Below are 14,632 nucleotides of genomic sequence, written 5' to 3'. Positions count from 1 at the left end.
CATCATGGAAGTAATTTTAACTTGGAATTTGGTGAGATAAATATATTTGCAGGAATACTATAAAGTTTCAAAGCCTCATCATAGTGTTTTTTTATTCCATTTTCATTAAGCAAGTAAACTTTCAACTCCGCATTCAATGGGATTATTTCCAGTAATTTTTTCTTTTTCAGCAAACGAACCGCGGTATTCAGCGACAATTCATCAATGGATAAAACCTTCATCATCAATTCATTGGAGCATAACGTTGCACGCTCGGAAAATATTCCAGACTGCCGCTCAAGAAAAACATAAAGATTCGCTGCGTGTGGGTTTTCTTTTTCGATAGCGTTTACATCTCTCTGCTCATTAATAATGCTTTTACTCAATTCAACACATTCATCACAAATAAATACTTTTGGTCCAGCAATCATTTTTTCTACATCGTCATTATGTTTTCCACAAAACGAGCAATGGATATCCTTTTTCATAAAGAGCCTATCAATAATCACTAACGAGTAGAAGGAGTTTAAGGTTTATGCGCTTTACTTACAACGGAGTCAATAATAATGCCAGATTATCAGCAATATAATAGGCAAACCGCAAGATATGTGCTTAATGCAACTCTCCACTGGATTTACCAGAAAACCTTTTCCGCTAAAGACCGCATTGCCTTCTACGACATGCTGGCCTTTTTGCTGGATAACAACAAAGCGTTGCAGCAAGCCTTTATCGATATGCGTAACGTTGTCACCGATTTTGGCCGTAAGCATCATCCTTACGCGGTGCTGTTGACCGATTGCCTGTCGGCGCTGGATGAGGCACAAGGGGCGTTTGAGAAGGTACTGCTCGAATGGGTGCCGGTTCAGGAAGCTACCCTGATTGGCTCAGGCATCCTTTCTGGCAAGCTTTCCGACGCCTTGCGTCGTGCCAGCCAGATTGTCGAGGGCAAGAAAACCATGGTTTCCGCCCTGTTCGGCGCCCTGGCCTACCCATGCTTTCTGCTGGGTATTGTGGTCCTGATGATGCATATGGTGTGTGAAAAGTTTATCCCCAAGCTGGCAAGACTGGTGCCGCGTGAGAAATGGGATGGACCTTTAAGCCTGCTCACCGGTATTTCTGAATTTATTGTTAACTTTGAGTGGTTACTGCTGTTTGGGATACTAGCCTTACTCGGATTGATGGCATGGTCAATGGGCCATTGGGTCAATCGAAAAATCGCCGACAGTCTGCCACCGTGGTCAGTGTATCGCGCCGTGCAGGGCGTTTACTTTTTGCTGAATATCGCCGCCTTACTGCGCGTCAATATCCCGGTCATGCAGGCGGTTAATATGCTTGGCGAAACCGCCAGTCCGTGGCTGGAAAGGCGCATTAATGAAACGCTCCATTATATGCGGCAAGGCGAACATCTGGAACTGGCGTTAAAAAGTACCGGCTACCACTTTCCCTCACGGGATTGTGTCAATCAAATGATGCTATTAACCGAAGGTGCGGGGACCGAAAACAGCCTTGAGCGTTATGCTGACCGTTGGTTGGCTATCACTATCAAACAGGTCAAGAAAAAAACGCTTTATTTAACCGCGCTGTGCTTCTTATTGGTATTCGGTTATATGTTGCTGCTGTTATTAGCCAGTCGCGATTTAAATACCATGGTCAATCAAATGGGGTAAGCAATGAAAAACAGTTCAACGGATAGTTTGCAGGAAAGTGGAGGGAACTACGTTAAGGCATTTAATGGGGTCCGCTTGGAAAACGGCTTCCTTAATCAACACACCAAAGAGGAAAGTATGACACGAGTTTCGCACCAATAAAAAAACGCGCTATTTTTAAGTTTAATTCAGCATGATATATAAATAGACAAAACCTTATAAATTAAATACAAATTATTGTAATTTAAGAAAATTCATGTGTTTTAGTAACTTGCAGATTGATCATTGCTTTTAAGCCATTTCTAGAACTTTATATGCCTGTGCGAAACTCGTGTATGAAAAAGACGTCAACGCTTCACCGGGGATTTTTAAGTCTGGAAATGATGGGGGTACTGGCTATTATTGCCGTCGCTATTGTACTTGCGGTTGGTGCCGTCTCCGGTATGTTCAACAAAAGCACCATTAATGATGAAATTGCTAACGTACAGGCTTTAGTGACGCAATCCCGCGGTATGCTAAAAACACAGGGCGAATATCCGTTTACCAATAGCGCAAAAATGACGGGTACATTGGTGCAATTTGGCGGCGTACCCGGCAATATGACCATTAACGGGGAGAAATCAAAAGGCGATGCAAAAATAGCCAACGGCTGGGGCGGTGATGTCATCATAGCGCCGGAAAAAGTACAAGGTTCAACCAATAATAAAGGGTTTTCTGTTACTTATAAAAATGTGCCACAGGAAGCCTGTAGCACAATGGCAACAAAACTCAGTGGCAGCGCTATGATACACGAGGTATCAATATCTGGTAGTAATAACGTCGGCGCAGTGACTGCTGAAAAAGCCGGCTCACAATGTAAACCGGATAACGGCTCTGTCGGCGTCAATACCCTCATTTTCAAATCTAACAATTAATTCCTCCCTTCTTTTTTAATTTTTAAAGCCTTTTGATGCAGAAAGGGCGAGTGTTGCTTTTTCTGCATTTAAGGAGCGTATATCGTGAAAATGATGACCTTTTGGCTTGCCATAAGCTTAACCACGGCGGCAAAGGCGTTTTGTTTTAATGAGGCGGGCGCAATATACCAGATTGACCCCAAATTGCTCAAAGCCATTGCGCAGCAGGAAAGCAGCCTGTCGGCAAAAGCCGTAAATATCAATCGTGACAGGCAGGGGCGGGTGTTGAGCACCGATTATGGCCTGATGCAAATCAATTCCACCCATATTCCCAAACTCCAGAAGATGGGGGTGATCCGCAACCAGCAGGATTTGCTCAATCAGCCGTGCCTTAACGTTAAAATCGGCGCGTGGATACTGGCACAACATCTGCGCGAGTGTGGTGTCAACTGGGACTGTCTAGGGTCATACACGAGTTTCGCACAGGCCTATAAAATTCTAGAAATGGCTTAAAAGTAATGATTAATCTGCAAGTTACTGAAATGCATAAATTCAATTAATTTACAATAAGTTATATTTAATTTATAAGGTTTTATCTATTTACATATTATGCTGAATTAAACTTAAAAATAGAGCGTTTTTTTATTGGTGCGAAACTCGTGTCATATAACGCGGGATTTCATCCCCGCAATGAAAAGAAACGCTTGCGCTACGCCCAACAGGTTTATGCGCGCTACTGGCCGGTTATCAGCGATGACGGGAGGAAACCGTGAGCGCGCTGAGTCTAGTGTTGATGGGACTCTGCGCCGTTGTCGTGCAAAGCAGCGTGGTTGGGGTCACAAGGCATTTTCTCGATGTTCATCACGAGCGCCCGCTGTCAGCCATCGGTAGGATGGTTACGGTAACTTATGTGATTTTTACCGGATTAACCTTTCTATCGGTAATGTTAGCGCCATCACCGTTACAAGGGATTTTTTCTCTGCTTTTCCTCGCGTATTTAGCCTTGTTCACCTATCTGGATGCGGCCAGTCGCTGCTTACCGCGGTGTTTCACGCTGGCCTTTGGGTTGACAGGAGCCGTCTTTCGTTTTCTCTTATACCAAGAGACTGTATTACTCGCCTTATTCACCGCGTTAAGTCTCTTTGGTGTGCTTTGGGCACTACGCACCCTCACTTATCGTCGCGATGGCTACGCGCAGTGTGGTTTGGGCGATGTATACCTGATGGCGGGATTGGGCCTGTGGTTTTCCTTCCCCGCGGTACTTTGGGTTATCAGTGGTGCGGCTATTGCAGGGGGTCTTTTTTTGCTGGCAAGAAGATTACGCCATCCAATTCAGTGGCAGAAAAACGTCAATTATCGTTCAGCGCCGTTTGCGCCGTTTTTATGTGGAGTGGCAGCTATTGTGCTGTTTTTGTCAACAGCGGTCGAAAGTAATCTACTTTTAGGACTTATCAACGGTGGGATAGTGCCTCCTCTATCCTCACGGCATTGATCTCATTATGCATACAAAACAACCATTCTGTGTAAGCGCTAAATGGCTTAATACGTATATCACTTCTACTTTTTTTTGATTTATAAGTTATTTTTATTTTTGTAAATACCTATACCCATTACTCGATTTGCTAGTCTGATGGAGAGGTGAAATTACTTATGGCATCATTAGCGTTGCTAAGGGTCATTGACTCCTAAAATTATTACACTTTTGAATAAAGATGATAAATATGAACCAACGTAAACAACAAAAAGACATTAATAAAGCGATTTTTAATTTAATAAAGTATGGTGAACAAGCGCCATGGTCAGAAAGGCAAGTACAATTTTTTAGTGAAATGCTGATGGAATCAGCAAACGAGGTTGATGTTACCGTTGATGAGTTTGGCCAGGTTCTTGAAGACAACGGTTGTATGGACATGGCCTTTGCGTATCTATTCGAACTATTTGCAACAGCTTATTGGGATAACGAGGATTTTTGTATGATTGAGGATTATATAAAGCGTCGTGGATGGCGAGAAGCGCCTCGTGCAAAACGTTATCTCCAGGCATTGGCAAAAAGTGAAGTAAAACTATTGGAGATCACAGATGTTAACTCGGGTCATTGGGTTGAAGTCCGCCCTGTGGGATCGATAAGTAAAGCGCTCCGTGTTTATGAGTGTGCAGGTTCCGAAAATCTAAAACGCTGGGATTGTATTGCCGCAAGAGTAATTTCGTTGGACGATAAATACCTTTTTTCAGGAGGACTTTTGCCCTTTTCTCCCTACCAAGCTCAGGAAGTACCTGCTTTACTCGAACATGCTTGTCAAAGTGACATTGATATACTGAAGGAAGTTCGCGCGGATGATACCAAATGCCAATGGTCGGATGAAGATATTGAGGAAATGGCAAAAATAGAAGCAAACAAACAGTTGCCAGATATCCTGTTTTCATTTTGGGCATGCCAGATCTATTTATCGATAATCAAGCCTATGCCTATGCTTTTGAATAACGATGGTCATCAATTACACTGGAGTAAAATCAAATTTCCTATTGATAAAAGTGATATAGAGGAAGTTGAAAGGCGGCTACATGCGGCATCACAACTTGATTTTAATAGTACCAGCAAAGAATGGGTCTGGTTAGATTGTGATAAGAATAACATTGACAATAAAGGAGCAACAGTATTGGGTCATTTATCCATAACGAGTAAGTATTTGGTAGCGACTGTTAACTCTATTGAAAGAGCGGAGGAAATTAGAGATTTTCTTAAAACTTTATTGAACGAGTTAATTGGAACTCCGCTCTCAGTTTATAAAAATTCTGAGCACATGATGGATAATTATTCCCCAAAAGGGTTGCCTTCGATGCAACCTGTTGAAGCGCCTGAGGTGATAAAGGCTTCGTTAGATCAGTATTACCGGAATATATTAGATGAGCCTATTCCCATGCTTAATAACCTAACACCAAGAGAGTCTTCTAAAAATAAAGATCAACACGCAACTCTGATTCAGTGGCTCAAATATTTGGAAAACAGCACCGCCGCAGTCCCACACATGTCCCACTATGATTTTAAGTGGATTTGGGAAGAATTGGGTTTAGAATGTATTGACTGAAAAAAATAATATACGGGTTTTGGGGATCAATGAAACCAAAAAAGCGGTTAATCGGCCAATTTTAATAGCCAAAAACAAAACAGCCAATTTACATCTTAGATTGCCATTTTTAGCCATACCATTTACGATAGCCAAATTAACTATACTCAAATTGGCTACCATTATGAAAATAGCGCGTATCTACGAACGAGTCAGCACATCAGAACAGGATCTCACTCGACAAGCGGCTCTCGAGAGTATGGCAAGAGACAATGGATTTTACATTGCCGGGATTTACAAGGAAAAAGCATCTGGTGCTTGGGCAAACCGACCAGAACTTCTGCGTATGATCGCAGACCTGCAACCCGGTGATGTTGTTATTGCTGAAAAAATTGACCGCATCAGTCGTCTGCCTCTTCCTGAAGCTGAAAAATTGATCACCTCTATTAGGAAAAAAGGCGCCAGGCTGTCGATTCCGGGTATAGTTGATCTCGCTGATTTGGCGGCCGACAGTGCCGGGGTATCTCGTATCGTGCTTGAATCCGTTCAGGAGCTATTGTTGAAGCTTGCTTTGCAGACTGCGCGGGATGATTATGAATTACAGCGTGCTAGGCAGCGCCAAGGCGTCCAGCTCGCTAAAGCAGCGGGTAAATATACTGGCCGAAAAGCCGATTCAGCTACTCACGAGCGCATTATTACGCTTCGTCAATCAGGTCTGACTATTGAGCGCACCGCTCTTCTGGCCGGATGTAGTATAAGCCAGGTCAAACGGATCTGGGCTATACATCAGTCAAAAAAGCTGAAAGATTAAGGATTTTTATTTGACTCTAAATGCTTTCGAATTGGCCAACACCGTTTTTGTGTGGAGGGGTGGTTATCGCTATATCAGTAAATTTATATTGGATAACATCATATCTTTTGGTAATTAAAATAATGTCGCCTGGCTATACATGATCCTTAAAAAAGTCAGGCACGAGTTTCGCACCAATAAAAAAACGCTCTATTTTTAAGTTTAATTCAGCATAATATGTAAATAGATAAAACCTTATAAATTAAATATAACTTATTGTAAATTAAGTAAATTTATGCATTTCAGTAACTTGCAGATTAATCATTACTTTTAAGCCATTTCTAGAATTTTATAGGCCTGTGCGAAACTCGTGTCAGGGGAACAATTTCAAAAAATTAAAGAGTTGAACTGATTTTTATTCACAAATAATTGATAAAAATAATTAACTGTTTTTATATTCTTATTCTTTGTAAGTTTTACATGTTCTGAAGATAAAATACGAACTTACTAATAATAAATTTCATTTCCTAAAAGGATTTTTATGTCTATCACTTTTTCAACACCACATATAAACCTAACAATGAATGAATCAAAACTTCATCAAGTTTTGAGCGCTAATACCTTAGAAGAGGCAACCAAAATAAATAATTTGTCTGATTTTATTGATAAAATTATTGACTGGTTTAAAGGAGGAGTAAAACATGAAACAATAAAAAATTTATTCTTTTCCATTCAAGATATTAAAAATGAAGATAAAATTAATCCTGAATATAATCGTTTAGAAAAATTCATAGAACTTAGAAGCTTAGTAAACCCAGAATATCAAAGTAAATTTACATTAGAAATAGGTGAAAAAGATGTTAACAACGATTGGGGTTATAAGTTAAAGATAGATGGTTTAACATTGTATGAATGTGATAAAGTTTTTGAAAAAACTCATTCTTACGAAGATAAAGCCAACCTTCCGATTTTCTGTGCGAAAAAAATCATGATGGAAGTTGAAGGAAACTATAATAAATTTAAAGAAAAGTTAGAAAATAAAGAGTCTTTTATTACCTCTAAAATTAAAGATATGATAGTTGATGAAGAGGCTCAAAGAATATTGAAAGAAAATTTGTACGACTCTGCTTATAGCCACGAAAATTTTATTGGTTTTGGTAAGAGTAACAATAAAAAAACAAACGTTTATAGCTCGCTTTAATAACGGAAAAGAAATAGAATTTTCCAACATTGCGCCTATTAATTCTGAATTACGTGGATTGACGCTAAGACGTCTTTTAGAGAACAGTAATTATAAAAATTTGAATGAACTAATATTAAGTAATCATCTAACTGAGCGAGATAGCCTATTTAAACGAACTATTACGGACAATATTGTGTATTATCAGATTACACAAAATAACCTCTATTTTGACGAAAAAGAAAAGGAAGTTTTCCATAAGGAATTATCTCATATAAAAGTTGGAGACACCACATTGATAAAATTGTGGAATATTGGAGAGAGAAAAAGTTGGTTATACGATACTTGGCTACCTAGAGAAAAAAATAAAAAGTCTGATTTTATTGATAATAAAAACTCATCAGAAATTGATAACCATAAAATATCATCTGTTAATAAAAATAATGAAAAGTTAAATCCATTTAGTGATGAATCTAATAATAAATTAGAGTCTTCTACTAATAAGTATAATGAAAAATTAAATCCGTTCAGTGACGAATATAATGAAGAATTAAATCCATTTAGTGATGAATATAGTAATAAATTAAAGTCTTCTGCTAATAAGTACAATGAAAAATTAAATCCGTTTAATGATGAACGAGTCTAATTTGTAAAATATGTTCAGTGAAGCCTGCAGTATCTGTGTAATGCTCTGTAATTTCCAGAGTGCTTTAGTGATATAGCAGGCTGGTCAAGCACCTCAGTTAAGTCTCGTGCCTGATAGATCACTTTTATATAGAATGTGCTGGTATTGATCTGATATATAGCAAATTGATTGTAATCATTTTAAAGTCGCTTGGCTATAAGAGATATCTAGAAGACCGTGCTCGATAACCGCCTATCTTTACTAAGAAAGTTTTTGCCTATCATGCGGGGAAGAAGAGTGAAGTTTTTGTATTATCACCTAGCATATCTTCTTCGGTTTTATATAAATCAAAATGCCTACAGTCATGGCAGTAACAGACGTAGCGGTAATTAGATTCAGGAAAGCATCGATAGAACGTATCCCAAAACCAATCTGTGCAGTCAATATCTTCTTCAATAAAGCGTCGAAACACCACTTGATAGGGTAATTTCTTCATGATCGCAATATCTTTCAAAACTTGTTTGACCATTTTAGTGTGTATACGTTGATGTTCGGTAGAGTGGGTCATCCTGCTTACTCTTATTACTGGAGTCTATCGATATGATTTTGCCAGAAACGATTTGCGTTTTCTAGACGCTTTTTATCTTTCGAGGACGTTGTACAGTTCTTTTATGGATGTACTAAACCTACCAATTTTGACCACAATTTGATGCTTTTCCTTAATAAAGGCTTCTTGCTAACCCACTTTTAAAACGATTCGTTTACTCGCGAGGAATACCTATGTCACCAAAAAAGAAAGCAAAAAAACACGAAATCCATCGTGGATTTGTCACGCTCGAGGTATTAGGAGTGCTGGTGATTGTGGCGATGGCGGCTTTATTAGGTGCGGAGAAATACAGCGAATATCTGGATGAGCAGGAGTGGGTCGTTGCGGCACGTCATGTCAGCCAGTTTAATGAAGCCGCAAAGCAATATATTGCTGACCATCATGATGAATTACTCAATAAACCACTATCTTACCGTATTATTCCTTCCATACTAATAAATACGGGATATTTGCAAAAAGGGTTCGCGGATAAAAATGGTTTAGGTCAGCAGTATGTGACCGGTGTCGTAAAAAACAGCGCCAAAATCCAGCCAGCATTACAGGCACTCACCTGTAGCGTACAGGGTGATACCTTGTCTGAGAAAGGCATGCGACGGATTGCTGCGCTGATAAACGGCATGGGTGGTTATGTTGACGAAAAAAATATCGCTATCGGGGCTTACGGTGGCTGGACAAGCCAGCCAAGGGACTTTGGCCTCGATTGTCGATATGGACATATTGCCATTGCGCTATCATCGGAAATCTTGGGTAGTGTATTGCAGGAAAGCGACAGGCTGTATCGCTCACGAGTTTCGCACCGGCATATAAAATTCTAGAAATGGCTTCAGAACAATAATTAATCTGTAACTTGCTAAGACGTATAAATTTACTTAAATTACAATAAGTTATTTTTAATTTATGAGATTTTTTCTATTTATATATTATGCTGAATTAAACTTAAAAATAGCGCGTTTTTTTATTGGTGCGAAACTCGTGTCGCTTTCAGGTTAAGCATAAGCCTGAGTTAAACCGTATGCACACCCATATCGATATGGGCGGTAACAATATCAATAACACGAATGCGGTTAATGCCAAAGAAGGGGTTTTCAGTAAAACTGTGACCGCAAATGGGGATATAAAAAGTCAGGGTGGCTGGCTGGTAACACAGGATAATAAAGGCTGGATGAATACCAAACATGGGGGCGGATTTTATATGTCTGATGACGACTGGATACGCGCTGTTAACAACAAAGGTATTTACACTAGCGGTCAAATAAAAGGTGGCACAGTACGCGCAGATGGCCGCTTATCAACCGGAGATTTTTTACAGCTCGATAAAGTCGTCGTTGAAGGTTCATCCTGCCCAACCAATGGATTAGTGAGTCGGGATGCTAAAGGGGCAGTCCTTTCCTGTCAAATCGGCAGGTGGACCAAAACGACTGGACTGGGTAGCATTTCCCATCACAAAACAAATTATGGCATTAAAAATATCGGTTCACACGCATTTTGCGCGATTGCAGGATTTAACTTGCCGGGTCAATACTTTTCCGATATTTCCTGTCATTTAACATTAGATGACAAAAAAACTGGATTTTATCAGGTAGCCCGCAGAATTTTGTGCGCTTCCAATGTGAAGCGATTTGTATTAATTAAAAAAATCTACTTATCCTGATTCACCCATATCAATTTATCGACGGGGAAATTGAGCTCTCTGGCAAGTTTTAGTAAATACTCCGTTTCCGCAGTCTCGAGTCTAGGCGTACGTGAAAGCAGCCATAGATAGTTTCGACTCGGCCCTGCCACCAGGGCATAACGATATTCTGGATGAAGAGCTATTAGATGGTAACCCCCATAAAATGGCCAGAAGAAGGAAACTTTCAGTGCCCCACTTTTAGGGGAACCTATAAATTTTGCTTTACCTATACTTTTTCGCCATTGATGCATCTCAGGTAAAAATCCTCGATTAATGACTTTCACACTCCCGTCGGGATTAAGCATGTAATTGGCGGTAACCCGTTCAAGTCCACGCTCAAAACGATTGTCTAGCCGGGCGATTTCATACCAAAGCCCAAGATATTGGTTTAAGTCGAAATTTTCTACAGCCTTTACACCCTTTGGCGCAGACACGCTACAAGACAGAGATAGCAAAGAAGATATTAGTAAATACAGGTTTCTCCATAATTTCATGTCACGTCAACCTTATAACCATTTTCAATAAATACTCAATCAGCGTAATTCAAATCAAATCGATAGGAAATCACTTATGAATAAAACCCTCTTCACGGCAACATGGCTATTACTTGCAGCCAGTATTCCCGTCTCTGCTCAAGAAAAAGTTGACTCAGGCGACCCGTGTACCGTTGTGCTGTGAATGTACGGGAAGCTACAAGGCAGCAATCAAAGTGAGTGTAGTGGCGCTGTCCGTAAATTTTTCTCCCTTAGGAAATTTGGACGACATGGTTTTGACCCATGGAAAACATTTGTTAAACGGCGTGATTTTCTGGACGGATGTCCCACGGTAGATCCGGCAATAGTCAGCGATATCATGAAACAATTTGGCAAAATGAGAGGGTAAAAAAGACGAAAAAGAAGCCTTATGTCAACGATCACCGAAAACTGATCCACTTTTTAGCTAAATCCGATCAATCAAAATTGATCCACTTTTACTCAGTCATTGCTCCTGAGCGCCGCTTATCTTTCAATCGATAGCTTTCACCGCTTAATTGCAGTACATGCGAATGATGAAGTAAACGATCAAGCATAGCGGCAGTTAATGTTGCGTCATCAGCAAAAGCATTTGGCCATTGCCCAAATGATAAGTTACTCGTCAATATGACACTGCCATGCTCATAACGCTTGACAATCACATTGAAAAACAGGTTTGCTTCTTCTCACCCAAACGGCAGGTATCCAATCTCATCGATAATCAACAATTTCGGGGCCATCACCGAACGTGATAGATATTGTTTGAGCTTATTTTGTCGTTTGGCAATTGAGAGTTGCAACATCAGTTCAGCTGCCGTGGTAAAGCGGGTTTTCTTCTTGGCCTGTACTGCTTTTAATCCTAACCCAATAGCTAAATGCGTTTTGCCTACACCGCTTGGGCCAAGCAACACGACATTTTCATTACGTTCAATAAACGTTAATGCGCTTAATTCCTGTATGTGTTGTTTGGGGATCCCCGTTGCAAACTTAAAATCGAACGTATTAAGTTCTTTATGTGCTGGGAATCCTGCCATCCGACTCAAAAGATTACGGGTTCGTTCATCTCGTTGTTGTTGCTCACATTTTAATAGGGACAGTAAAAACTCTCCGTAGCTTTTGTCTTGGGCAATGCATTGTTCGGCAAGTGATGACCAATGAGTCGGAATAGAATTTAATTTCAATGACTCACACAGGTGTTCAATTTGTTCATGCAATAACATGTTCACCTCCCAGCAATGCTTCGTATACGCTGATTGAGTGTTGCAAACTGACAGATTCAAGCGGCGGTACGATACGGATATTAAGCGTATCAGTCTGCGGGATAGATTGGCAAACCCTTGCTGGTAAGGGTAGAAGATACTTAACTTCCTTAGCTAGTCTATCTGCTGGCTTCTCTAACGTTGTTCCATGAATCCGCTGATGGGCAACGCGTTGTAACCAGGGCCCCACTCTTGCATTAGCTATCTCAATATCCAGTTCAAGATTATGAGCACGAAGGTCGGTATTTAATGGTACGATAAAGCTGTTTTTTAAATAGTGGTTAAAGCGCTCTACTTTCCCTTTAGTTTTTGCCCTGTAGGGCTTGCAAGCACACAATTTAAACCCGTAATCTTTCGACATTTGAAGCATTTCGACATGTAATTTATGTTCACCTTCTGCATAAGCATCCCGTTCGATGATGAGGGATTTTGCGTTATCACACAATATTTCCTGTGGTACACCACCAAAATAGTCGAAAGCTTCTCGTAAACCTTGTTGCCAGGATTCTGCTCGTTCATTATCAAAGAACTTTACATAACTCGCACGCGAATAGCCTAGCGTTGCACCAAACGCTTTTAGTGATTTTTTACCTCGCCGGATGCTGGTGAAGTCGATTTGCATTTGTTGACCTGGCTGTGTTTCAAAACGGACGACAGCTTCGGGAACAATGCTTGGTTTAAATTGACAAACAAATCGGCGTAATTGAGCAATACCGCCTTGATAGCCGCTTTCAACTACTTCATCAAATAAGACTGTTGCAGGGATCCAATCAGGTTTAGCCAGTTCAATTCGATGAAGCAAATAAGGTTTAAAGGGTGCTAATTTAGTCGGTTGTTGACTTCTTTTAGCATAAGTTGGCATTGTCTGTTGTTGTAAATGATGTTTTACGGTGTTACGGGATATGCCCAATTCACGGGCAATTTTTCGAAGGCTTTGTCCTTGTGCAAAGCGAACATGAATATCCACAAATATCTCCTTGGTTAACATAAATTATCCGTACAAAAATGTGCGAATAATACCAAGTGGATCAGTTTTGCATGATCGGTGACACCCGAACTGGGATTTATGGCGCGAATGCCAAGACCGTGCTGATTTTGAAACCTTTGCGCTGCCCTTATTCCCCGATGCCAAAAGCGGTGACCCGCTCTGGCTGATGTCTGCTCGCTTGTTGTTTGTTGCGACCGCTGAGCATATGCGCTCACATCCTGACCGTTCGATTAAAAAATTATTGCAGCGGTTATTGTCGATTTCCCTCGCCGAGTTGCATGATTTTGTGCAAGGCACCGATGCCGCTAATCTGGTTGATGGCAGCATAGAAAAAACCGCCATGACCATCCGTACCGTGTTAAGCGCCTACGTGAAAGCGTTGCGCTACTGTCAGGGATTGGAAAAAGAAGGCAAGCCCCCTTTTTCTATTCGGGAATAGGTACAAAATGCCGATGAAGATGCATGGATTTTTATCTCCAGCGATGGTCGCTTACATACTGCCTTAAAGCCGTTAATCAGCACCTGGCTCAATATCACCATGCAATCCGTGCTAGCCTTACCCCCAAGCAGAGAACGGCGTATCTGGACAGTGTTAGATGAACTACCCAGTCTTCATAAACTGCCCGTTATTCTGGATTACCTCTCCGAAGCGCGTAAGTTTGGTGGGGCAACCCTCATCGGCATTCAAAACTTCTCGCAACTGGAAGCGAACTATGGCGCTCAGGAAGCGCGTGCGATTTGGGATTTAGTCAATACTACCTTGTATTTCCGTGCCCCCAGTGGCAGTGTGGCGGAGTGGGTACAAAAAGAGCTGGGCGAAACGCGTTTGCTGAAATTCCGCGACCAATATAGCTATGGGGTTGATAGCATCCGTGATGGCGTCAACTTCTCAAAAGAAGATACCCGCGAAAAAATTGTCAGTTTTTCCGATATTCAGAATCTGGATGATTTGCAGTGCTTTGTCTCGCTTCTGGGCGATGTGCCGATTGTCAAACTCACGCTGGAACATAAAGAATATGAAACGATTGCCGCAGGGAAAATTGAGCGCGATGTCTCCGCCATTTTTGATAATCAGATTGAGCAGGAACTGAATAAATCGGGGATTGAAAATAAAGTGGATGCCCTTGCCAGCAAAATTCTCAATAATGACAAAAAAACGAACACCAACAGCGGCGAAGACAATCAAAATGAAGAGGGAAATACCACAACTCCGAACAACACCGCTATAAATAGTGAAAATGACGGTATGAGCTTTAGTTATGCCTGGCATGACAATAAAACAATCGTTACGTCCGAAAAATCAACCCAAACCGCTGACAGTAGTTATTCTGGCACCCCTCTCGATGAATATCAGGACATAACCAACAATAACCCGCGAAAAATCGAGCATGAAAAATCGGTGTAAGGAAAGTTGAT

13 protein-coding genes and 3 pseudogenes are annotated in these 14,632 nt (G+C 40.8%); 11 read left to right on the top strand and 5 right to left on the bottom strand.

The window, feature by feature from the left end; all coding sequences use genetic code 11:
- Positions 1 to 2: 2 nt before the first annotated feature.
- Positions 3 to 467: a ClpX C4-type zinc finger protein gene (locus tag V3224_RS21870; RefSeq protein ID WP_334472652.1), complete on the bottom strand. Its 465-nt coding sequence runs from the start codon at positions 465 to 467 to the stop codon at positions 3 to 5.
- A gap of 78 nt (positions 468 to 545) precedes the next feature.
- Between V3224_RS21870 and V3224_RS21865 the strand changes: the two genes are divergently transcribed.
- From V3224_RS21865 to V3224_RS21830, 8 genes are all read left to right on the top strand, one after another.
- Positions 546 to 1,646 (top strand): type II secretion system F family protein, encoded by a 1,101-nt coding sequence (locus V3224_RS21865; RefSeq protein ID WP_334472651.1) that lies wholly within the window; start codon positions 546 to 548, stop codon positions 1,644 to 1,646.
- A 299-nt stretch (positions 1,647 to 1,945) separates the two neighbouring features.
- Positions 1,946 to 2,539, top strand: a complete 594-nt coding sequence (locus V3224_RS21860) for a type 4 pilus major pilin (protein WP_334472650.1) — start codon at positions 1,946 to 1,948, stop codon at positions 2,537 to 2,539.
- Between the two features lie 93 nt (positions 2,540 to 2,632).
- A complete protein-coding gene (locus V3224_RS21855; RefSeq protein ID WP_334472778.1) occupies positions 2,633 to 3,031 on the top strand; it encodes a lytic transglycosylase domain-containing protein in 399 nt (132 codons plus the stop codon).
- Positions 3,032 to 3,287: 256 nt separating this feature from the next.
- Positions 3,288 to 4,010, top strand: coding sequence for an A24 family peptidase (locus V3224_RS21850; protein WP_334472649.1), 723 nt, complete (start codon positions 3,288 to 3,290; stop codon positions 4,008 to 4,010).
- Positions 4,011 to 4,239: 229 nt separating this feature from the next.
- Positions 4,240 to 5,604 (top strand): hypothetical protein, encoded by a 1,365-nt coding sequence (locus V3224_RS21845; protein WP_334472648.1) that lies wholly within the window; start codon positions 4,240 to 4,242, stop codon positions 5,602 to 5,604.
- Positions 5,605 to 5,767: 163 nt separating this feature from the next.
- The gene (locus V3224_RS21840; protein ID WP_334472776.1) at positions 5,768 to 6,394 is read left to right on the top strand and encodes a recombinase family protein; all 627 of its coding nucleotides are present in this window, start codon (positions 5,768 to 5,770) and stop codon (positions 6,392 to 6,394) included.
- Positions 6,395 to 6,914: 520 nt separating this feature from the next.
- Positions 6,915 to 7,574 (top strand): hypothetical protein, encoded by a 660-nt coding sequence (locus V3224_RS21835; RefSeq protein ID WP_334472646.1) that lies wholly within the window; start codon positions 6,915 to 6,917, stop codon positions 7,572 to 7,574.
- Positions 7,522 to 8,199 (top strand): hypothetical protein, encoded by a 678-nt coding sequence (locus tag V3224_RS21830; RefSeq protein ID WP_334472644.1) that lies wholly within the window; start codon positions 7,522 to 7,524, stop codon positions 8,197 to 8,199. The genes V3224_RS21835 and V3224_RS21830 overlap by 53 nt, the downstream gene beginning before the upstream one ends.
- Before the next feature lie 259 nt (positions 8,200 to 8,458).
- On the opposite strand, the gene V3224_RS21825 is transcribed toward V3224_RS21830, so the two are convergent.
- Positions 8,459 to 8,746 (bottom strand): hypothetical protein, encoded by a 288-nt coding sequence (locus V3224_RS21825; RefSeq protein WP_334472643.1) that lies wholly within the window; start codon positions 8,744 to 8,746, stop codon positions 8,459 to 8,461.
- Between the two features lie 212 nt (positions 8,747 to 8,958).
- Here V3224_RS21825 and pilV (V3224_RS21820) point away from each other — a divergent pair, with 212 nt between their 5' ends.
- Entirely contained in the window at positions 8,959 to 9,600 is a 642-nt protein-coding gene (gene pilV, locus V3224_RS21820; RefSeq protein ID WP_334472642.1) for a shufflon system plasmid conjugative transfer pilus tip adhesin PilV, read from the top strand.
- Positions 9,601 to 9,761: 161 nt separating this feature from the next.
- Positions 9,762 to 10,436: pseudogene (gene pilV / locus V3224_RS21815) on the top strand (shufflon system plasmid conjugative transfer pilus tip adhesin PilV); the annotation flags it as partial.
- Here pilV (V3224_RS21815) and V3224_RS21810 read toward each other — a convergent pair.
- From V3224_RS21810 to istA, 3 genes and pseudogenes are all read right to left on the bottom strand, one after another.
- Complete coding sequence (locus V3224_RS21810) at positions 10,424 to 10,951, bottom strand: lipocalin family protein (protein ID WP_334472641.1); 528 nt, start codon at positions 10,949 to 10,951, stop codon at positions 10,424 to 10,426. The pseudogene pilV (V3224_RS21815) and the gene V3224_RS21810 overlap by 13 nt on opposite strands.
- Before the next feature lie 476 nt (positions 10,952 to 11,427).
- A pseudogene (gene istB, locus V3224_RS21805) lies at positions 11,428 to 12,189 on the bottom strand (IS21-like element helper ATPase IstB).
- Positions 12,176 to 13,216 carry an IS21 family transposase gene (gene istA / locus V3224_RS21800; protein WP_334469113.1) on the bottom strand — a complete coding sequence of 347 codons (1,041 nt, stop codon included), beginning with the start codon at positions 13,214 to 13,216 and terminating at the stop codon, positions 12,176 to 12,178. The pseudogene istB and the gene istA overlap by 14 nt, the downstream one beginning before the upstream one ends.
- 121 nt (positions 13,217 to 13,337) lie before the next feature.
- On the opposite strand from istA, the pseudogene V3224_RS21795 reads away from it, so the two are divergent.
- Positions 13,338 to 14,621 (top strand): annotated as a pseudogene (locus tag V3224_RS21795) (type IV secretion system DNA-binding domain-containing protein).
- Positions 14,622 to 14,632: the final 11 nt, after the last annotated feature.

This window comes from Arsenophonus sp. PmNCSU2021_1 (assembly GCF_036919435.1).
Classification (GTDB): Bacteria; Pseudomonadota; Gammaproteobacteria; order Enterobacterales; family Enterobacteriaceae; genus Arsenophonus; species Arsenophonus nilaparvatae.
This window is presented reverse-complemented; position numbering and strand designations above follow the sequence as displayed.